Raw genomic sequence first — 17,125 nt, 5'->3', positions numbered from 1 at the left:
TGTTGGCAGCGCGCTCAGGCGCGGGCGTAGACATCTTCGAAGCGGACGATATCGTCTTCGCCGAGGTAAGGACCCGATTGCACTTCGATGAGATTTAGCGGCACTTTTCCGGGGTTCGACAGCCGGTGAACGGAGCCCAGTGGAATGTAGACAGACTCGTTCTCCGCGAGCAGGCGGTCGACGCCATCCACGTGGACCTCGGCGGTGCCGTTGACCACCACCCAGTGTTCCGCACGATGGAAGTGCTTCTGTAGGGAGAGCTTCTCCCCGGGCTTGACCGTGATCCGCTTCACCTGGAAGCGATCGCCTTCATGAACGCCTTCGTACCAGCCCCAAGGCCGGTACATGCGCCGGTTCAGGGTTGCGGTGCTGTGGTTTCGCGCCTTCAGACGTTCGACGACCGTCTTAACTTCCTGGTCGACGGCGCGGTCAGCGACGAGGACGGCGTCTGGCGTGGCGATGATGATGCAGTTTTTCATGCCGACGCTGGCGACGAGCGGGCCATCTGTGCGCACGTAGCTGCCTGAGGTGTTCTGCAGGAGCACGTCGCCCAGGCTGACGTTCTGGTCCGCGTCACGCGGGGCGATCTCCCAGAGCGCGCCCCAGGCGCCGACGTCGCTCCAGCCGAAGTCCGCCGGAAGCACGGCCGCGCGGCGGGTGTGCTCCATAAGCGCATAATCGACCGAGATCGAGGGGCCGGCGCTGAACGCCTCGGGGTCGAGCCTGAGAAAGGTCAGGTCGCGCGTGGCGGCCGCGTAGGCGTGTTCACAGGCCGAGAGCACGTCTGAAGCATGCTCCCGAAATTCCCTAAGAACGCCGGCTGCGGGAAGCAGAAAGATGCCGCTGTTCCAGAAGTAGGCGCCGCTCGCCACGTAAGCCTCGGCGCTGGCGAGGTCCGGCTTCTCCACGAACGCCGCAACCTGAAGCGCGTCGCCGACCTCGAGGGCGGCGCCTCCTTTGATGTAGCCGTAGCCAGTTGCGGGACAGTCCGGCTGAATGCCGAAGAGCACAAGGTGCCCTGCGGCCGCGGCGGCAGCGCCGCGTTCTACTGACTTGAGGAACTCCACGCTGTCGAGAATCACGTGGTCGGCCGGCATCACCAGGATCAGCGCTTCAGGATCGCGCTCGGCGGCCATTAGAGCGGACAGGGCGACCGGGGGCGCCGTGTTGCGGCCGACAGGCTCCAGCACGATCGTGGCGTCTTCCACCCCAGCCTCGCGCAGCTGTTCAGCGATAACGAACCGATGCTCGGCGTTGCAGATCACCGTGAGCGGCTCAAAGCGACGCCGATCGCTCACCCGAAGGGCGGTCTCCTGCAGCATCGTGCGCTCGCCCACGAGCGGCAGCAGTTGCTTCGGGAAACTTTCTCGCGAAAGCGGCCAAAGTCGCGAGCCGGACCCGCCCGACAACACGACTGGATAGATTCTCGGTGCCATGAGTGTTCCCCGCAGGAGCCCTTGGCGCCTTTAAGGCAGGACCGCTTCGGATTCCACCGTTTCGTTGTGACAGCCGCCTCTGCGCGCGCCTTGGTCGCACTCTGGGCGATCGTGCGCCTTAGCGTTCTTTTTGCGAGCACGTCACGTTGGCCGGAGGCCCCGTGCTTCGGCGAGAAGTGTGTTCAGCCCATTGGTCCTGGTCGATGTGAGTTGATCGTTATGCAGAGCGTGTGAGCTCGCTGATGACCAGGCTGTAAGATGCTCAGTCCGGGCTTTTCAGAGAACGCGCCCGCGAAGTCGATCGGGTCCGAATAGCCATGCCAGGGTTCGATGCAGACGAAGGGTGCGCCGGCTTTGCTCCAGATGGCGAGGTGCGGGAGCTCGTCTGCGGAAACCACGATCTCTGGTCCTACCGCGCCAGAGTAAGTCCATCTGGATCCAGCTTGCTCCAGAAAGATGAGAGCGTCTCGGTTGAATAGCTCATCCTGTAAGGTCAGAGCGTCCTCGCAGATTGGAGCCGGCTCTGTTGCGCTGCTCATGAAGCCGGTGCTGCTGAGCCGTCGCAAGGTCTTCGGCGTGTGCGGCCAAAAACGAACCCTATGTTCGTTGCGTTTCCCGCCCCATGGCAGTGGCCACGGAAAGGCTGGATGAAAACCTACGGAATAAGGCAGAGGAACGCTGTCCAGATTCCTTATGGTGACGATCTGGCGCAGTGAGCTTCCTGCCACGAAGATGTGCACGAGCAATTCGAACTCGAACGGGTAGCTCTCTAGCAAAGAGCCCTCAGAGCGCAGCCGAAAGGCAGCTCGCGCAGGTGCTTGCTCGATGACCTCGAAGCGCTGACGTCGTGCAAAGCCGTGACGGGGAAGCAGAAGGCTGCCTGCAGGCGCTCGCGTTGACCCCACGATTGGGAAAAGGATAGGAGCGCGACCTGACCAAAATTCCGGATCTCCGTGCCAGAGGAAGTTGCTCCCACTCCTATCGCGAAGTTCCCAGAGTTCTGCGCCGAGAGGGTTGATGGCTGCGTGGAGTCCATCCGAGGCGATGCGTACAAGGTCCACCTCCGACATCCTTATGAAAACTGCGGGGAGCTTCGACCCGCCTACACATCCCGCGGCGCTAGGCGTGTGAAGGGAGACTGCCTTCGCGCCATCGGTCAAGCAATCTGCAGCGTGCGCTCTACCTCTCGCCGGGCGGCAGCGGAGAGCGCATAGCCCAGGCGGCCGCCCTGGCGGCGTGCGCCACGAGATCCGGCGCAGCGGACAATCCCTATTCCTGGCAGCCAGCGCGGATTTCAGCCGGCGCCCCTGTCGCCCTGCGGGGGCGCAAAGGCGCGCCGATCACCCTTGCCGCCTTTGCGGGTCGCCCGGTGCTCCTGAACATCTGGGCGACCTGGTGCGCTCCATGCGTCATCGAGCTGCCGGCGCTGGATCGGCTCCAGCGGGATTTCGGCAGGCGGCTGTCCGTGGTCGCGCTATCGGTCGATCGCAAGGGGATGCCGGCGGTGACGGACGCCTTCCGCAAGCTCTCGATCCGCCACCTGCAGCCGTATCTGGACGCCAACGGCTCGGCGATCACCACCCTCAAGATTGTCGGCTTGCCAGCGACGGTGGCTATCGCCGCATCCGGCGAGTTCCTTCAGGTGCGGCGGGGCCGCGTGGACTGGGACGACCCGAACGAGCGCGCCCGCCTGCGCGCGATCCTCGGGGTCTGAGCGCGTCGATGATTCCGCCTGCCGCCGGCCGAGACGAAGCGTTACGCTCGGGTGTCGTCAGGGCGGCGGTCGAGGTCGGAGCAGAGTAGCATGATCGAGGCTCTGGGGCGTTCCCCGAACGAGGCGCATAGGCGCGCGGCGCCTGTCGGCGGGGACTATAGCCTTGTCGATCACCACGGCCGCCGCGTTCGAGCTCAAGACTTCGCGGGCCGCCACGCGCTGTATTTCTTCGGCTTCACCCACTGTCGCATGGTGTGCCCCGAGATGCTCGACAAGCTCTCGGCGGCGATCGGCGCGGCGGGACTGTCGCAGGCGGACCTTCAGCCTCTTTACGTGACGTGGACCCGGAACGCGACACGCCTGAGCGGATGAAATCGTTCCTGGCGCGTTATCCTCGCTTCCTGGGCCTTACGGGTTCGCGCGGGGACGTTGAGGCGATGAAGCGCCTCTTCAAGGTGTTCGCGGTGCGCCAGGAGGATCCTGGTGAGCCCGATGGGTATAGGGTGCCACACTCCGCCTATTCGTTCCTGATGGACGGCGAAGGTCGATGCGTCGCCTACTTCGCGGCCGCGACTCCGGCTGCGGAGATCGCCGAACGCCTGCGCGCGCTGATCATGCGATCACCCAGCAGCGACTGAGCGGCTGCGATCGGCGGTCGCCTCCTGTCCATTGGCGCGCCCCAAGGCGCCGTGCAGGACGAGTTGGGTGTAGTATTCCACCACCCGCTGACGCGAGACGCGGCCGCCGTCCTGGAACCAGTGGCAGACCCCCGTCATCATCGCCAGGAACGCGTAGGTGGCGACCGAGGCGTCCTCCAGCACGAACACGCCCTGGTCCATACCCCGCTGCAGGATGTCGGTGAGGATGCGCTCGTAGCCTTTGAGCAGGTCAGACATCCGCTTGTAGTCTTCGGGGGGCAGACTGCGCAGCTCCCGGTCGGCGACGAAGATTTCCTTCTCCCGGCCGGCGTGCATCTTGACGTGGAAGCTCACAAAGGCGCGCAGCTGGGCCTCCGGGTCATCCGTCTTGGGACAGGCCTTGGCCCAGCCCTGCTGCAGCTCCTGGATGTGATCCTCAATGAGGGCGCAAAGGAGATGGGTCTTGCTGGGGAAGTAGCGGTAGATGGCGGCCGGCAGGATGCCCACCTCGGCCGCAAGGTGCCGAAGGCTCGTGAGCTCATACCCCTGCGCTGAAATGAGCTTCAGCGCAGCCGCGCGGATCGCGGCTTCCGTCTTGACGCCACTTGACCCTACGGTCCTGGACATTGCACCTCCACCTCGTCGCCTGACCGCAGCGACTTACCATGGCGCCCGGCTCTAGCCGGAGTCAGCTCCCGAATAAAACCGCCAAGTCGGCGCGGCGCGCCAGAGGGGCGGAGATGCACAGGCCGCTTGCTGTTTCCTCGACGCGGAGTTCGGCATGGCCGTCGTAAGCGCCGCTTTCCGCCACGACGACGCCGTCCCACAGCAAGGTCCAGGGCCGTTCTCGGTGGAATCCAGCCAGGTCCACTCGCAGCTGTGTCGCGCCTTCGCTTGGTTGCACGGAGATGGCCAGCAGGTCGCGGGCGGAGTCCCACCAGGCTCGGAGGATGTCCACGGTCGCGGACATGGACGCGATGTGCGGCTCGTTGGCCCCAGCCGAGAGGCTGGGGCGCTCATACAGGGCGCGCAGCCCATGCGGTACGTTGATCCGGGCGTAGCCGAGCAGCACATTGCCTGTCAGCGGTTCCACGAAGCTCGGTTCGCCATCCTCGGAGACGGCGGCGTCGTTGCGCGGGTAGTACAGGCCGCCGCGCTCCCACGTGGGGCCGAGCCGTGTATCGGCATATCGAAGCAGGTGCGCGAGGGCTTCGGTGTGGCCGCGTTCCGACAGAAAGGCTGCGTAGAAGCCGAGGTCAGGCCTCATCTCCTCGAGCTCAAGGCGCGGCGGAGTCTCGCCCGGCGCACCAAGCGAGCGGACGCCTCTCCACAGGCGCGCTGCTAGCGCGCCATCGCCCAGGCGCTCCAGCCCACGCATCACCGGCGCGACGCCGACGCTGTCGACGAACTCACGGTTCCAGGCGTTCATCACAGAGAGCGTCCACGCATCCATGCCGGGGTTGCCCGAGATTAGCGTGTCCTGCCGCTGCCTCAGGAAGAGCGTCAGATGACCGTCGGGTCCCAGGAGGCCCTTGCGAGACCAGGCGTCGTGGTACGCCGTCGCCGCCTCTTCGGCATAGGCCGTGCCATGCGTCACGTCATGGAACCGGAAACCCAGCATCGGAAACTGATTGCAGACGAGGAAAATGCAGTTCGGCTCACATGCGACACCGAGCCAGCCATTCTCCACCATCTGCCAATAGATCGTTTCGTTCAGCTTGTGGGCGTCGTAGGCGAAGGTCTCGGGGCCGAGCCCGTAATAGAGGGGGCTGTAATGGAAGGTGAGCGCGCCTGGCCGCGTATACCGGTCGTCTCCGAACAGAGCTGAGTACATGCCGATCATGGCGTGCAGGTGGCCGCTGTACATAATGTTCTCCCGGCCGACGGGGTCGGTGACGGGCGGCAGAAGTCGCCGGAGGGCGGGGTCCAGGCGAGGGCTCGACTGGCTCATGTCGCGCCAGTACCCCCAGACGTCCCGTCGCAGCATCTTGGCGATCAGCTCGCGGAAGATGGCGGCCAGCGGGCCCGGTGCGGCTGGCAGCCAATGATGGTGCGCCAGCCCCAAGGTGTAGGCCATGTAGGCCAGCTGGTAACGATAGGCGGACAAGGTCTCCTGACCGGGGTCCGCGGAGCCCATCAGTGACCAGTCGCCGCCAGGCCGCTGCGCCAGGTTGTAGATGTGCCGAAGGTGGCCGGCCTGCGCCCGGTCCAGCGCCGGATAGGCGTCGAAATCAAGCCGAGGCGCCACCCTCCGAACCTGTGCGCGCGTCATCTGCCGCTCCGACCCCCGATCTAGTCTTATGCGCTGGCGTCTTGGCGTCCAGACCCATCACGCCCGGTCAGGTCTGCGCCAGGGCGAGGACGGGTTTCGTCCGATGCGCCGCATCGGCGGCGCACCTTGCCTAAGATAAGAAACGGTGGTTCATTTCTTTTCACGATGCCGAAGGCGCCGCTGAACGGCCGCCCGCGCGATTGGAGGCGCAGTTGAACCGCAAATCCCGGCATGGCCGCGGGAGGCGCCCTTGATCCGGCCTGACCCTTGCCGAACCCGGCGTGCTGCGGCGCGTCTGGCCTGCGGCGTTGCGGCAGCCGCCTTGCTGATGATGGGGCGGCCCGCCTTTGCTCAGGAACACCACCATCAGGAGGCGGGCCCGGCCGCTGCGCCCAGCTATGGGTTGACGCGAGAGACCTCGCCGTTCGCTGCCGGTTTCAAGGTCCTTCGCTCGGATGGAGTGGTTGTCGACCTCGCGTCTCTGAGGGGCCCCGCCATCGTGACCATGTTCTTCGCGACTTGCCCCGACGTCTGCCCTCTCATGACTGAGCACATCCTGCAGATCGAACGGCGACTTGCGCCGGCGGAACGCGACCGCCTGCAGGTCGTGCTCGTTTCGTTCGACGATCGCGACCAACCCGGCGTGCTGGAATCCTACCGCAAGGCGCATGGGATCGATTCGCCGCGCTGGACCGTGGCGCTTGCGCCCGCCGGCGTGCGCGAGCGCCTTGCGGGGGTCCTCGGCGTCCGCTTCCAGAAGCTGCCGGATGGATCGTTCAGCCACACTGCGATGGTCGACCTGGTGGACGAGCACGGGCGCATCGCCGCCCAGGCGCCCGCCACCGCGCTGGATGACCCTGAATTCCGCGCCGCCGTCGGCGCGATGCTCGCCCCTGAAGAATAGGAAATGGCCATGGTCCGCACCTCGCGCCTGGGATTGCTCGTCACCACCTGCCTCTGCCTTCTGGGAGGGGCGGCTCACGCGGCGGCCGCGGATCCGGCTTACCCGGTCCTGGACGACAAGGAGATGGGTCAGGTCCGAAACATCGTGGAGCTGGCGCGACAGCCCGACGGCGAGTGGCGCGACATGGAAGTCGGCGTGCGGAACGCCTTCGACGCGTATCAGTTTCAGATCGCCTGGATGTACTACGCCCTGGCGGTCGCGCAGAGCCAGCAGACCCCCGCCTACCGCGAGCTCTATCAGGCGAGTTCGAACGACCTCATCCGCAAGATGACCCGCAATGATGTGTGGGGCTGGTGGCAGAAGGTCATCGATGCGCCGAGGTTCAAGAAGTACCTCGACCAGACCAAGGACTGGCGCGATCCAGTCCGCGAGAAGAACATCATGTACAGCGGTCATCTGCTCCAGATGATCGGACTCTACGAACTTCTGTACCGAGATCAGCGCTATGACGCTCCCGGGTTCCTGACGTTCGCGATCACGGACGCCAACCCGTTCGTGCATAAGTACAATCACGAGGATCTCGCCCAGATCATCCATCGGCAGTTCGTCGACAGCCAATTCACCGGCGTCGAGTGCGAGCCGAACCTGGTGTTCGCCGAATGTAATCAGCACCCCGTGCTTGGCTTGATGAACTACGATCAGGTCCACGGTGGGAACCTGGCCGACATCCGGCAGGCGTTCTGGGACAAGGCCATGGCCCTGGGGTTCCTGGACCAGAAGAAGACCCAGCGCTTCACTGGGCCGTACCTGCTGGCCGAGCAGACGCTGATCTCAAACCCGAGCGGCTGGAACGACGGCTGGACGGGGGTCACGCTGCACGCGTGGAACAAGGACCTTGTGAAGCAGGTCTATCCTGCTCAGCGGGACGCCACGGTGCCGGCGCTCCTCGACACGAACCCAGACGCCTTCAAGGTCCGCTGGAACCAGGCCTCGGTGTCCTCAGACTACGGGTTCATGGCGGCGCTGGCGGCTGAGGTGGGAGACCACGCCACGGCGCAAAGAATGCTCGACTTCGCCGATGCGAAGTTCAGGCCGCAATGGCGCAATGGACGCTACGTCTACCCTACGAACGACGTGAAGGTTCCTGGCGGCCCGATGTTCGTCACCGGCGACGAGCTCCCGGGCGACAAGAAGGATCCGCCGAAGCCGCTCAGCGACGATCAGATCGGTGAGTATCAGGTGGGTCCCCTCAACGGGAATGCGCTCCTCGCCTTCGCGCGGCTCAACCCGGGCGAAGGTCTGTGGCGACTGAACAACGACCTCGCGTCCACCTACGTCGTGGACGGACCTGAAGTGGTGGGGGTCGACTATCCCAAGGTGCTCGTTTCTCAGGCCTATTTCGATCAGGCGCGCGGCGTGCTGGCCGTCGCCGTGAAGCCGGGAACCGAATATCGCGGCGAGGTCTCCTTCCGGGTCCGCAACCTGCCACGGAGCGGTGTCTATGCGGTGCTGCTGGACGGCGAACCGGTCGCGACCGTGAAGGGGCGCCGCATCGACGTCACGCGCCCCGGCGCCATCTCCGCCGCTTGGGCTCAGGCGAGCCAGTTGAGCTTGGCGTTCCAGCTCCAGGAGGGCCGGCGTCTCAGGATCGAGGGGCTGACGTCGCGGCGGGTGGCGTCCCGCTGATCCCCAGGACCCGGCGGCGGCTCACCACCGCCGGCCGCCCGTCGGCGTGGCGGTCGAGCGCCTGCCACCCGGCGGGATGCGGCTCTGCGTCGCCCTGCCGACGGCTCGCCCTCGCCATCGCGGTCCTTACCGCCAGCCTCCCGCGGCGTTCTAGCAGCCCCAGGAAACGAACGACCATTTTATTCTTGACCGGCCTAGCGGCCGCGGTAATGTCGGCTCGAAAGTGATCCGGGTCGCGAGCAACGACGATCCTGGCGTGGAATTAGGGAAGGATAGCTGCGGGCCTCTCCGCAGCGGGCCGTGTAACGTCCAGTGATCCTGAAGTTCACCGTCAGGTGGAATGCGTTCGCCCATGCCCGACGTGGTTGTGACGTCTTGTCTCAGACAAACATGATCCGCGAATGCGGAATCGGGGGAAGCATGAAGTTTAAAAGTTTCCTGTTGGCCACGATCGCCGGGGCCGGAATGGCTGCCGGAGGTGGCGTGGCTTCGGCGTACGCACAGGACGCAGCAGTCGCCGGCGTTGATCCGACCGCTGACCTTGAAGGCGTCGTCGTCACCGGCTCGCGGGTTGTGACCAACGGGAATGCGGCGCCGACCCCCGTCACCGTCGTCACGGCTGAGGCGCTCATGTCCCAGACGCCGTCCAATCTCCCCGACGCCCTCAACAAGCTTCCCCAGTTCGCGCAATCCACCCGGTCGGGGCAGGGCGGGCCCAGCTCAGCCGGCGGCGTCGGCACTGCCAACACCCTGAACCTTCGGAACTTCGGCGCACAACGGAACCTGATCCTGTTCAACGGCCTCCGCGTCCCCTCCACGACGACGGCGGGGGAAGTGGACATCAACGTGCTCCCGCAGATGCTGATCCAGAAGGTGGATGTGGTGACCGGCGGCGCCTCCGCCGTCTATGGCTCGGACGCGGTCACCGGTGTGGTCAACTTTGTCGTCGACCGCCGGTTCACCGGCCTGAAAGTCAATGCTCACGTGGGCACGTCATCCCGAAGCGACAACGAGCAATGGAAGTTCGGGATCGCAGGCGGGGCGGATCTCACGGGCGATGGACGCGCCCATGTGATGGCCTCGTACGAGCACTTTGACTCGGAAGGGATCCCGACAGTCCGCGACCGCCCGAATGGCGCCGACTTCTGGACCGCGACAGGTTCAGGGAGCGCAGCCAATCCCTTCACCCTGACGCGCAACGGTCGAGCCGCAATCTATACCTACGGTGGCTTGATCACGGTGGGCCCCGCCGGGCTGGTGGGTCGGGACTTCGTCGAGAATGGCGTGCTCATGCCGTTCGTCCCCGGCGAGCGAACGGGCAGTAACGGCCTGCAGAGCGGCGGCGGCGGTCTCATTTTCGACAATACGCTCTATGCCCCCCTCGCCACGGATCAGGCCTATGGCCGCTTCGACTACGAGTTCAGCGACACGTTCTCCGCCTACGCCGACGTGGCCTACGCGCGATCCGAGAGCGCGAACAAGTTTCTACCGCTCGGCACCAACGGCTTGCCCGGCGCTAACGGTCTAAGCGACGCCGTGATCCTCAGTGGGAACGCCTTCCTGCCGCCGTCGGTCCAATCGGTGCTGACCCAGTCCGGCGCGCCGTCGTTCGTGCTCTCCAGGTATGAGCGGAGCGACTCGGTGATCGGCAACGTCGGCAACCGAAACAGGACTGAGAACGTCCTGGGTACGGTCGGTTTCGCCGGCAAGCTCGCTTCGAAGTTCGACTGGGACCTTACGCGGTGATCAATCCCGCGACCGGTCAGGCGGTCTGCCAGGTGTCCCTCACACCCTTCGCATCTCGCTTCCCGGGGTGCGTCCCGATCAACATGTTCGGGCCCACGGCTGTCACCCGTGAAGCCGCCGACTATGTCTCGGACGATACGACCCAGGATCTGATCACCAAGCAATGGATCATCAACGGGGGCATCTCCGGCGAGGTCTTCACGCTTCCCGCGGGGCCTGTGGTGGTCTCGCTCAGCGGCGAGTATCGTGATCTCTCGACGAAGATGGTGAGCGACACCGATCCGCTGACCCGTGCGGATTGCACCGGGCTGCGGGCGAATTGTCTGCCATCCACGCCTGCCTACTTTGGCTACACGAACGGCGCCTTCAGCGCCGAGCAGACGGTCAAAGAGGCCGCCGTGGAGGTCCTGGCGCCGCTGCTCGCCGATCTTCCGCTGATCCGGCGGCTCGAGTTCAACGGCGCGGCGCGCTACACCGACTACAGCACGAGCGGTAGCGTGGAGACCTGGAAGCTAGGTCTGAGCTGGGAAGTCACCGACGAAGTGCGCGTGCGGGCGACCCGTTCCCGTGACATCCGCGCGCCGAACCTCTGGGATCTCTACCGTCCCGGGAGCGCGACTCTGTTTGGCTTTGCCGACCTTCATACGGGTGTCACGCGCACGGTGGTCTCCCGCTCGCAAGGCAACCCCGACCTGGTCCCCGAGATCGGCGACACGCTGACTGTGGGGGTGGTCTATCGGCCCTCGTGGCTGAACGGCCTCAGCGTCTCCCTGGACTACTATGACATCGAACTCGAGAAGGCGATCACCAACGTGGCTGGCACGTCGGCCGCCATCCAGCGCCTGTGCGAAGACTCCAACGGGACGTCGCCATACTGCGCGCTCTAACGTGCGACCGTTCCCGTTTGAGAACCGGACCCCGGAGAACACCGCCACGACAGTGCTCAGCCAGTCTCTCAACGTGGGTAAGCTGTCCACCTGGGGCGCCGATCTCGAGGTGAACTACGGGTTCGAGGCGACAGACCTGTTTGGAGCCGTCCCCGGCCGCGTCGACCTCCGCTTCCTCGGCTCCTACCAGCCCAAGCTGCTGACACAGCCCATTCTCGGGGGCGCGATCACCAACGGCGCCGGCGTGAACGGCGTGTCGAAGCTGCGGCTGAACCTTACGGTCGCGTACTCCAACGATGTGTGGAGCCTCGCCGTCAATCAGCGCTGGAAATCCAAGCAGCGCGCCTTTGCCGAGCCGATTGTATCGATCATCCCCGATGCTGACGCTTACGCCTACACGGACGTGTCCGTTGACTACAAGCTCCGCGGCGTCGCCGACGATCTGGTGCTGTTCGCCAACGTGCAGAACCTGTTCGACAAGAACCCGCCGATCTTCGGAACGGTGGCCGGCGCGCCAGGTCTCGTGTCCCCCTATGGCGTCGGATACGACGTGGTGGGCCGCTATTACACCGTCGGCGTCCGGGCAAAGTTCTGAGGCGTCGAATGAATGGCGACCGGCAGTCCGAAGCTTCGGACTGCCGGCGCTGCTTGTTCTTCGCCGCCTTGCTACAGCACCATCCCACCGGACACCTCGATCCGCTGAGCGTTCACCCAGCGACTGTCATTGGACAACAGCGACGCGATCACTGGCCCGATGTCGTCCGGCTCGCCGGCGCGGCCCAGCGCGGTCATGTCGGCCACCCGCCGGTTCACCTCCGGGTTGTCCCGAACCATCCCGCCACTGAAGTCCGTGGCCACAGCGCCTGGGGCGACGACATTGACGGCGATCCGCCGCGGGCCGAGCTCCTTGGCCAGATAGCGGGTCAAGACCTCCACCGCACCCTTCATGGAGGCATAGGCGGCGCTGCCTGGATACGCGAAGCGGGTGAGGCCTGTGGAGATGTTGACGATGCGGCCTCCGTCGCGAATCAGCGGCAGCAGCGCCTGCGTCAGAAGAAGTACGCCCTTGAAGTGGACGGCGTAGAGAAGGTCGAGGTCCTCCTCCGAAATGGCGCCGATCAGTGCATGGTGCGAGCCGCCGGCGTTGTTGACCAGGTAGTCGAAGCGCTCTCGACCGAGCGCGTCAAGCGTCTGGGTCACTTGCTGGGCGAAGTTGTCGAATTGGCCGGCCCGGCCCGTGTCGAGCTGCAGGGCGAACGCACGGCGCCCCAACGCCGCGGCCTCAGAGACAACCGCCTCGGCTGCGTCGCGGTTGGTCCGGAAAGTGAATATGGCGTCAACGCCGCGACGAGCGAGGTTGATGACGGTGTTACGGCCAAGTCCGCGGCTGCCGCCAGTGACGATGGCGACGGGCGCGGCAGGGCCGCCAATGGGTTCGTTGGGCATGTTGGACCTCTGTTGTGGAGCGCCCACAGAGTCCGTCGGCGGTGGCTCTGTTTGAATGACAGAACGAAGCTGCTTCTTGCCCAATCCTGCTCCCGGCTGGAGCGGTCGGTAAGAGCGAGGGGAACCGCGCATGTCAGGTGATCTTATGGCCGCCGTCGAACAGCAGCTCACGATTCCAGCCGTTGACGGGGCTCACGCTACAGGCCTCAGCGGTCTTCAGATTCTGCGTTCGTCTACGCCTCGGTCCATGGCTCATCGAGTCCAGAAGCCGGCGCTCTGCGCAGTCCTGCAAGGCGCGAAGTGGGCGGCCTTCGGGGTGCAGGAGATGGAGTACCGCGCGGGCCAGGCCTTGTTCGTGAGCGTCGACATGCCCACCGCCGGCGGAGTGACGGAAGCCGATCGGGCCAAGCCCTTTCTGGGCTTAGTGATTGAACTCGATCTCGCGATTGCGCGCGACGTCCTGGAGGCGCTGCCTGCGCCACCGCCTTCGAGCAAGGTCGATCGTGCGGCGTTCATTGTCGACTTCGACGGACCGCTGGCGGAATGCGCGTATCGCCTGGTCCGATTGCTTGCACAGCCCGACGCGATCTCTATCGTCGCGCCCTCCATCATGCGGGAGCTCTGCTACTGGCTCTTAACGGGGCCGCAGGGGGGCGCAGTCGCTCGCCTTGCCCTCGGCGATGGCCAATCTCGCGGCCTCATCGCCGCCATCCATGAGCTCCGACACCGATTTGCCCGTCCGTTGCCCATCGGAGAACTCGCCCGGACGGCCGGGCTCAGCGTATCGGCGTTCCACCGACGCTTCAAAGCGTGCACGGGCATGACGCCGCTGCAATACCAGAAGAAGCTCCGCCTTCTGGAAGCACGGCGCCTCCTCGCCGCCGGAGCCCATGCGGAGAGCGCGGCCTATCAGGTGGGCTACGAGAGCCCTTCCCAGTTCTCGCGGGAGTATTCACGCCTGTTTGGCGCCCCACCGCGGCAGGACGTCGCCGCCCTGCGCCGTGGTGCCGCATGAGGGCGTCGCGGGTAGCATCGCCAAGCCATCCGGCATGCCTGGGGCTGTTCTCTCGGGGCCGTTCGTCGTCGATTGGTCGGCTTCCCCAGCCCGATTGAGGGCCTGGACGGCAATGACCGCCTGATCCTGTCGCAGGAACCGGCCTTAGTAAGCGGCCACCGTCCCTCGTGTCGTGAATGGCGTAGCTGGCCTGCTCTTATGAGCCGTTTGAAATGTGGTTGGCCAAGACGGCGCGTTCGTCGTGCGGCCCGAGGGGCGGAAGGCCTCGGATGGCGCTGCGGATACCGTAGCGCTGGAGGATTTAACGTCAGGCTTCGTAGAAGGTCATCTGGTCGTAGGCGGCGACTGCGCTGGTCGCCTGAGCCGTTCTCAGGAAGAAGATGCCGGGATCAGTGCTGCTCCGCAGCAGCGCTGGGCGATAACAGTGATGTGTGCTGATCTCTTCGTAGAGCCCGGCCGCGTCGGGCAGCAGAAGTTCAACGGACGACGCGAGACGGAAGAAACGTCGGCGTTTTTGAAGGCGATCTTTACACCGGGTCCTCAACGTGATCTCCGGGGTGACGGGTCCCGCGGGCCGCGAGCCATCCCGCCCAACGGCGGGCTTACGGGCCTAAGGTCGCCGGCAGGCGGTTGTAGGCCGCGCATTTCGGACATCGCAGGAGCAGCTGAAAAGGCGTCTGGAACTGGTTGGCGAACCACTCCACCGTCAGCCCCTGCGCCAGGACCACCTGGCAGGAGCCACAGGCCAGGTTCACGTCGGCGTTGCCTTTCATCACCGGCGTCGTCGACTTGTCGGACTGCAGGATCGCCGCCTGCGGATGGGGCTTCTCGACCACGCTCATGTAGAGTGTTCGGCTCATTGCGGACCTCCCGACCGCTGAGGCTACCCCGTCGCTTGTGGCGGCGCCTAGACGCCCCGGAGGCTTCGCGCTCAGGCGACGCCACGCGTGTGCTGTGGCCGGCGTCGCGCGCAAGCCGTCAACGCCGCTTTACGGATCACCCGGCGGAGCGGCGCCCCGCACTTGGCGCTGGCCGCCTCGGCCACCTGAGCCTCACCGTCGTCCCCGCCGCCGCCATTCACAAGCCCGGAGACCGGCGCGCCGCCGAAGCGGCCGCCGGACGGGCGGAATTCAAGTAACGGGTCTCAAGCGACTTCCCACTGTTCGCTAACGACGTGCGAGAGCTTAGATCTCCATGACGAACCCAGCCTTACACCTCGCCGCGAACCTCCGCAGCTGGCGCGCTTGTGCGGCGACGCCTGCACCCTCGCAGCGGGCATATGGCGCCGATCCATCGTCATCGGCAGCGCGTCGCGCGCAGCCGCTTCAGATGGCCCAAACGTTCCCACCATATCAGATCGGTGAAGAAGGGGCGTCGGACCCGGCGCTGCCAGGGCGGGGCTGCAGAGCTGTCATCGCCCGCATCAGGTCCCCTTCCGCGAAAGGCTTATGAAGCACCGGTGCGCCGGCATCCTGTGGATGCAGGGCATGCTCTCCGGACCCGCTGGCGAACAGAAAGGGGATCTTGCGACGTCTGAGTTCCGCCGCCACCGGGTGGCAGCTGCGGCCTGCGAGATCAACGTCCAGTACGGCCATGTCGAACGGTTGCAGATCCATCTTGGCGAGGGCGTCCACAACGCTCTGGGCCGTTGCGGCCACTTCGCCGCCGCTGTCTACAACCATGTCCTGCAGGACGACCGCAACCAGCGGCTCATCCTCGACGATGAAAACACGCAAGCCCCGCAACGACGTCTCCCGACCGAAGGTGAGACACGACAACGTAAGGCGGCGCTTGCGGTTGCGCCCCGCGGTTCGCGAATGGCCAAGCCACGCCGCGACACGTCTCGCGCCGGCGGTTCGCTGAGGCGGCGCCGCCAAGGAGCGCGCCTTGACCTCGCCCCGATCTCGCGGGGAGACATAATGCGGGCGCCGTCCGTCTCGCCCGCGGAGCAAGGACGCCGCGGCCCGTTCCTGGGCGTCGCCGGACGTTTCGCTGCGCCGCGTGGATCGGCTGCCCTCTGCGGCGAGGCATCGGCGCGCTCCCCGCGTGAATTGGATCGGCGAGGTTCACCACCGCACTGCGACGCGGTTCGCGGCCGGCCGAGGGTGTGGCGGCCTTGTCCTGGCTTCAGCGGTGGCGTGACGCGCCCGGCGCGGCCCAGGTGGCCCCGGCCGGCGGGCTGACGGCGTCCGTCAGCGCCGCCTGGATGGCGCAGCTGAACCCCTCGGGCGAGAAGTACATCTCCACGGCGCCGCCGAGTTCGGCCGCGAGGCCGCGCTTCAGCAGCCGCGTGCCGAAACCGTGCGAGGCCGGCGCCGCCACCGGCGGTCCGCCGCGCTCAGTCCAGTCCAGCGTGAGCGTCGCCGGGTCGCCGGCGACGCGCCACGCCAGCCGCACCTCGCCCTCAGGTCGGCTGAGCGCGCCGTACTTGAGGGCGTTGGTGCCGAGTTCGTGGAAAGCCATGGCCAGAGCCAGCGCCGCCTTGGTGTTTAGCCTCAGCGCGGGTCCTTCCACTCGAACCCGCGCGCCGGCCTCATCAAGGGCGGTAAGCACTCCCGCGGCGATCTCCGCCACGTCCGCGCCGTCCCACTTCTCCCGCGTCAGGATGTCGTGGGCGGCGGCGAGGGCGGTGATCCGGCGCAGCAGCGCCTCGCGCATCGCCCCGGGATCCTGGTCGCCGCGCAGGGTCTGGCTGATGATGGCCTGGACGGTCGCCAGGTTGTTCTTCACCCGGTGATTGAGCTCCAGCGCCACCAGGCGCAGATGCTCCTCGGCCGCCTTGGTCTTCCGCTCGGCGCGGACCCGCTCCGTCACGTCCCGCAAGGCGACCGCCACGCCGCCGGCTCGCAACGGCCCGATCCTCAGTTCCACGAAGCGGCCGACGCGAAACGCGGAGGGCGCCTCGATCTGCGAGACCTCGCCGCGCTCCATGGCCGCCATACAGGCTTGGCCGAAGGGCCGCTCCCGGCCCTCGGGGAAGATGTCCCACAAGTCTCGCCCGAGCACAGTCTCGCGTCCAAAGCCGAAGAAGGCTTCAGCAGCCCGGTTGCAGATCACCACCCGCCACTGCCGATCCACCGCATAGAAGGCGTCGGAGACGCTCTCGATGAGGTCGTCCAGCCGCTGGCCGGCCGTATCGGAGCTGCTGGGATCACCGTTCACGGCGCACAGTGTCGCAGGCCGGGGGCCAAAGCGGAAGCCGGCAGCCCAGGCGCGTGGCGGCCGATCCGGACGGCGGGCGGCGCCCCGCGCGTGTTGGGACTGGGGGGCGGGTCAGGCGTCCAGCGGAAGGCCGGCGCCGCTCTGCCGCAGCGATGCGGCGGATGGAGGCGGGGGGAAGGGCGCGGGCGGGCGGCCCCGCTGGTGGGGTCGTCGAGCCCA

16 protein-coding genes and 1 pseudogene are annotated in these 17,125 nt (G+C 66.0%); 8 read left to right on the top strand and 9 right to left on the bottom strand.

Translation table 11 applies throughout. The annotated features are described in order from the left end of the window. Nucleotides 1-14: 14 nt before the first annotated feature. The gene (locus ACE3Q8_RS07615) at nucleotides 15-1,436 is read right to left on the bottom strand and encodes a mannose-1-phosphate guanylyltransferase/mannose-6-phosphate isomerase (RefSeq protein WP_374469659.1); all 1,422 of its coding nucleotides are present in this window, start codon (nucleotides 1,434-1,436) and stop codon (nucleotides 15-17) included. A gap of 182 nt (nucleotides 1,437-1,618) precedes the next feature. Then, nucleotides 1,619-2,506, bottom strand: coding sequence for an aldose 1-epimerase family protein (locus ACE3Q8_RS07610; protein ID WP_374469658.1), 888 nt, complete (start codon nucleotides 2,504-2,506; stop codon nucleotides 1,619-1,621). A 68-nt stretch (nucleotides 2,507-2,574) separates the two neighbouring features. On the opposite strand from ACE3Q8_RS07610, the gene ACE3Q8_RS07605 reads away from it, so the two are divergent. After that, on the top strand, nucleotides 2,575-3,150 hold the full coding sequence (locus tag ACE3Q8_RS07605) for a TlpA family protein disulfide reductase (RefSeq protein WP_374469711.1): 576 nt from the start codon (nucleotides 2,575-2,577) through the stop codon (nucleotides 3,148-3,150). 90 nt (nucleotides 3,151-3,240) lie between these two features. Next, nucleotides 3,241-3,788, top strand: a pseudogene (locus ACE3Q8_RS07600) (SCO family protein). On the opposite strand, the gene ACE3Q8_RS07595 reads toward ACE3Q8_RS07600, so the two are convergent. Together ACE3Q8_RS07595 and ACE3Q8_RS07590 are read right to left on the bottom strand one after the other, a co-directional pair. Beyond that, nucleotides 3,771-4,415 (bottom strand): TetR/AcrR family transcriptional regulator, encoded by a 645-nt coding sequence (locus ACE3Q8_RS07595; RefSeq protein ID WP_374469657.1) that lies wholly within the window; start codon nucleotides 4,413-4,415, stop codon nucleotides 3,771-3,773. The pseudogene ACE3Q8_RS07600 and the gene ACE3Q8_RS07595 overlap by 18 nt on opposite strands. Nucleotides 4,416-4,476: 61 nt before the next feature. Then, nucleotides 4,477-6,060, bottom strand: a complete 1,584-nt coding sequence (locus tag ACE3Q8_RS07590) for a hypothetical protein (RefSeq protein WP_374469656.1) — start codon at nucleotides 6,058-6,060, stop codon at nucleotides 4,477-4,479. Nucleotides 6,061-6,310: 250 nt separating this feature from the next. Here ACE3Q8_RS07590 and ACE3Q8_RS07585 point away from each other — a divergent pair, with 250 nt between their 5' ends. From ACE3Q8_RS07585 to ACE3Q8_RS07565, 5 genes are all read left to right on the top strand, one after another. Beyond that, nucleotides 6,311-6,964: an SCO family protein gene (locus ACE3Q8_RS07585; RefSeq protein ID WP_374469655.1), complete on the top strand. Its 654-nt coding sequence runs from the start codon at nucleotides 6,311-6,313 to the stop codon at nucleotides 6,962-6,964. A 9-nt stretch (nucleotides 6,965-6,973) separates the two neighbouring features. Continuing rightward, the gene (locus ACE3Q8_RS07580) at nucleotides 6,974-8,650 is read left to right on the top strand and encodes a hypothetical protein (RefSeq protein ID WP_374469654.1); all 1,677 of its coding nucleotides are present in this window, start codon (nucleotides 6,974-6,976) and stop codon (nucleotides 8,648-8,650) included. Nucleotides 8,651-8,962: 312 nt separating this feature from the next. Then, on the top strand, nucleotides 8,963-10,396 hold the full coding sequence (locus ACE3Q8_RS07575) for a TonB-dependent receptor plug domain-containing protein (RefSeq protein ID WP_374469653.1): 1,434 nt from the start codon (nucleotides 8,963-8,965) through the stop codon (nucleotides 10,394-10,396). Then, nucleotides 10,393-11,283: a TonB-dependent receptor gene (locus ACE3Q8_RS07570; protein ID WP_374469652.1), complete on the top strand. Its 891-nt coding sequence runs from the start codon at nucleotides 10,393-10,395 to the stop codon at nucleotides 11,281-11,283. Before ACE3Q8_RS07575 ends, ACE3Q8_RS07570 begins: the two co-directional genes overlap by 4 nt. Nucleotide 11,284: 1 nt before the next feature. Continuing rightward, on the top strand, nucleotides 11,285-11,878 hold the full coding sequence (locus ACE3Q8_RS07565; protein WP_374469651.1) for a TonB-dependent receptor domain-containing protein: 594 nt from the start codon (nucleotides 11,285-11,287) through the stop codon (nucleotides 11,876-11,878). A gap of 71 nt (nucleotides 11,879-11,949) precedes the next feature. On the opposite strand, the gene ACE3Q8_RS07560 is transcribed toward ACE3Q8_RS07565, so the two are convergent. Beyond that, nucleotides 11,950-12,729, bottom strand: coding sequence for an SDR family NAD(P)-dependent oxidoreductase (locus ACE3Q8_RS07560; protein WP_374469650.1), 780 nt, complete (start codon nucleotides 12,727-12,729; stop codon nucleotides 11,950-11,952). A 130-nt stretch (nucleotides 12,730-12,859) separates the two neighbouring features. Between ACE3Q8_RS07560 and ACE3Q8_RS07555 the strand changes: the two genes are divergently transcribed. Further along, nucleotides 12,860-13,744, top strand: coding sequence for an AraC family transcriptional regulator N-terminal domain-containing protein (locus ACE3Q8_RS07555; protein ID WP_374469649.1), 885 nt, complete (start codon nucleotides 12,860-12,862; stop codon nucleotides 13,742-13,744). A gap of 307 nt (nucleotides 13,745-14,051) precedes the next feature. On the opposite strand, the gene ACE3Q8_RS07550 is transcribed toward ACE3Q8_RS07555, so the two are convergent. The 4 genes from ACE3Q8_RS07550 to ACE3Q8_RS07535 form a co-directional block, all read right to left on the bottom strand. After that, nucleotides 14,052-14,288: a hypothetical protein gene (locus ACE3Q8_RS07550; RefSeq protein ID WP_374469648.1), complete on the bottom strand. Its 237-nt coding sequence runs from the start codon at nucleotides 14,286-14,288 to the stop codon at nucleotides 14,052-14,054. 58 nt (nucleotides 14,289-14,346) lie between these two features. After that, the gene (locus ACE3Q8_RS07545) at nucleotides 14,347-14,604 is read right to left on the bottom strand and encodes a hypothetical protein (RefSeq protein WP_374469647.1); all 258 of its coding nucleotides are present in this window, start codon (nucleotides 14,602-14,604) and stop codon (nucleotides 14,347-14,349) included. A gap of 492 nt (nucleotides 14,605-15,096) precedes the next feature. Next, nucleotides 15,097-15,489: a response regulator gene (locus tag ACE3Q8_RS07540; RefSeq protein WP_374469646.1), complete on the bottom strand. Its 393-nt coding sequence runs from the start codon at nucleotides 15,487-15,489 to the stop codon at nucleotides 15,097-15,099. 382 nt (nucleotides 15,490-15,871) lie between these two features. After that, nucleotides 15,872-16,906 (bottom strand): sensor histidine kinase, encoded by a 1,035-nt coding sequence (locus tag ACE3Q8_RS07535; RefSeq protein ID WP_374469645.1) that lies wholly within the window; start codon nucleotides 16,904-16,906, stop codon nucleotides 15,872-15,874. Nucleotides 16,907-17,125 lie beyond the last annotated feature (219 nt).

It is taken from the genome of Phenylobacterium sp. (genome assembly GCF_041913825.1).
GTDB lineage: Bacteria > Pseudomonadota > Alphaproteobacteria > Caulobacterales > Caulobacteraceae > Phenylobacterium.
This window is presented reverse-complemented; position numbering and strand designations above follow the sequence as displayed.

What these genes read in the sequence shown, in the direction of transcription:
- ACE3Q8_RS07615 (WP_374469659.1), bottom strand. Translation starts at nt 1,436, where the DNA reads ATGGCACCGAGAATCTATCCAGTCGTGTTGTCGGGCGGGTCCGGCTCG.
- ACE3Q8_RS07610 (WP_374469658.1), bottom strand. Translation starts at nt 2,506, where the DNA reads ATGTCGGAGGTGGACCTTGTACGCATCGCCTCGGATGGACTCCACGCA.
- ACE3Q8_RS07595 (WP_374469657.1), bottom strand. Translation starts at nt 4,415, where the DNA reads ATGTCCAGGACCGTAGGGTCAAGTGGCGTCAAGACGGAAGCCGCGATC.
- ACE3Q8_RS07590 (WP_374469656.1), bottom strand. Translation starts at nt 6,060, where the DNA reads ATGACGCGCGCACAGGTTCGGAGGGTGGCGCCTCGGCTTGATTTCGAC.
- ACE3Q8_RS07580 (WP_374469654.1), top strand. Translation starts at nt 6,974, where the DNA reads ATGGTCCGCACCTCGCGCCTGGGATTGCTCGTCACCACCTGCCTCTGC.
- ACE3Q8_RS07560 (WP_374469650.1), bottom strand. Translation starts at nt 12,729, where the DNA reads ATGCCCAACGAACCCATTGGCGGCCCTGCCGCGCCCGTCGCCATCGTC.
- ACE3Q8_RS07555 (WP_374469649.1), top strand. Translation starts at nt 12,860, where the DNA reads ATGTCAGGTGATCTTATGGCCGCCGTCGAACAGCAGCTCACGATTCCA.
- ACE3Q8_RS07545 (WP_374469647.1), bottom strand. Translation starts at nt 14,604, where the DNA reads ATGAGCCGAACACTCTACATGAGCGTGGTCGAGAAGCCCCATCCGCAG.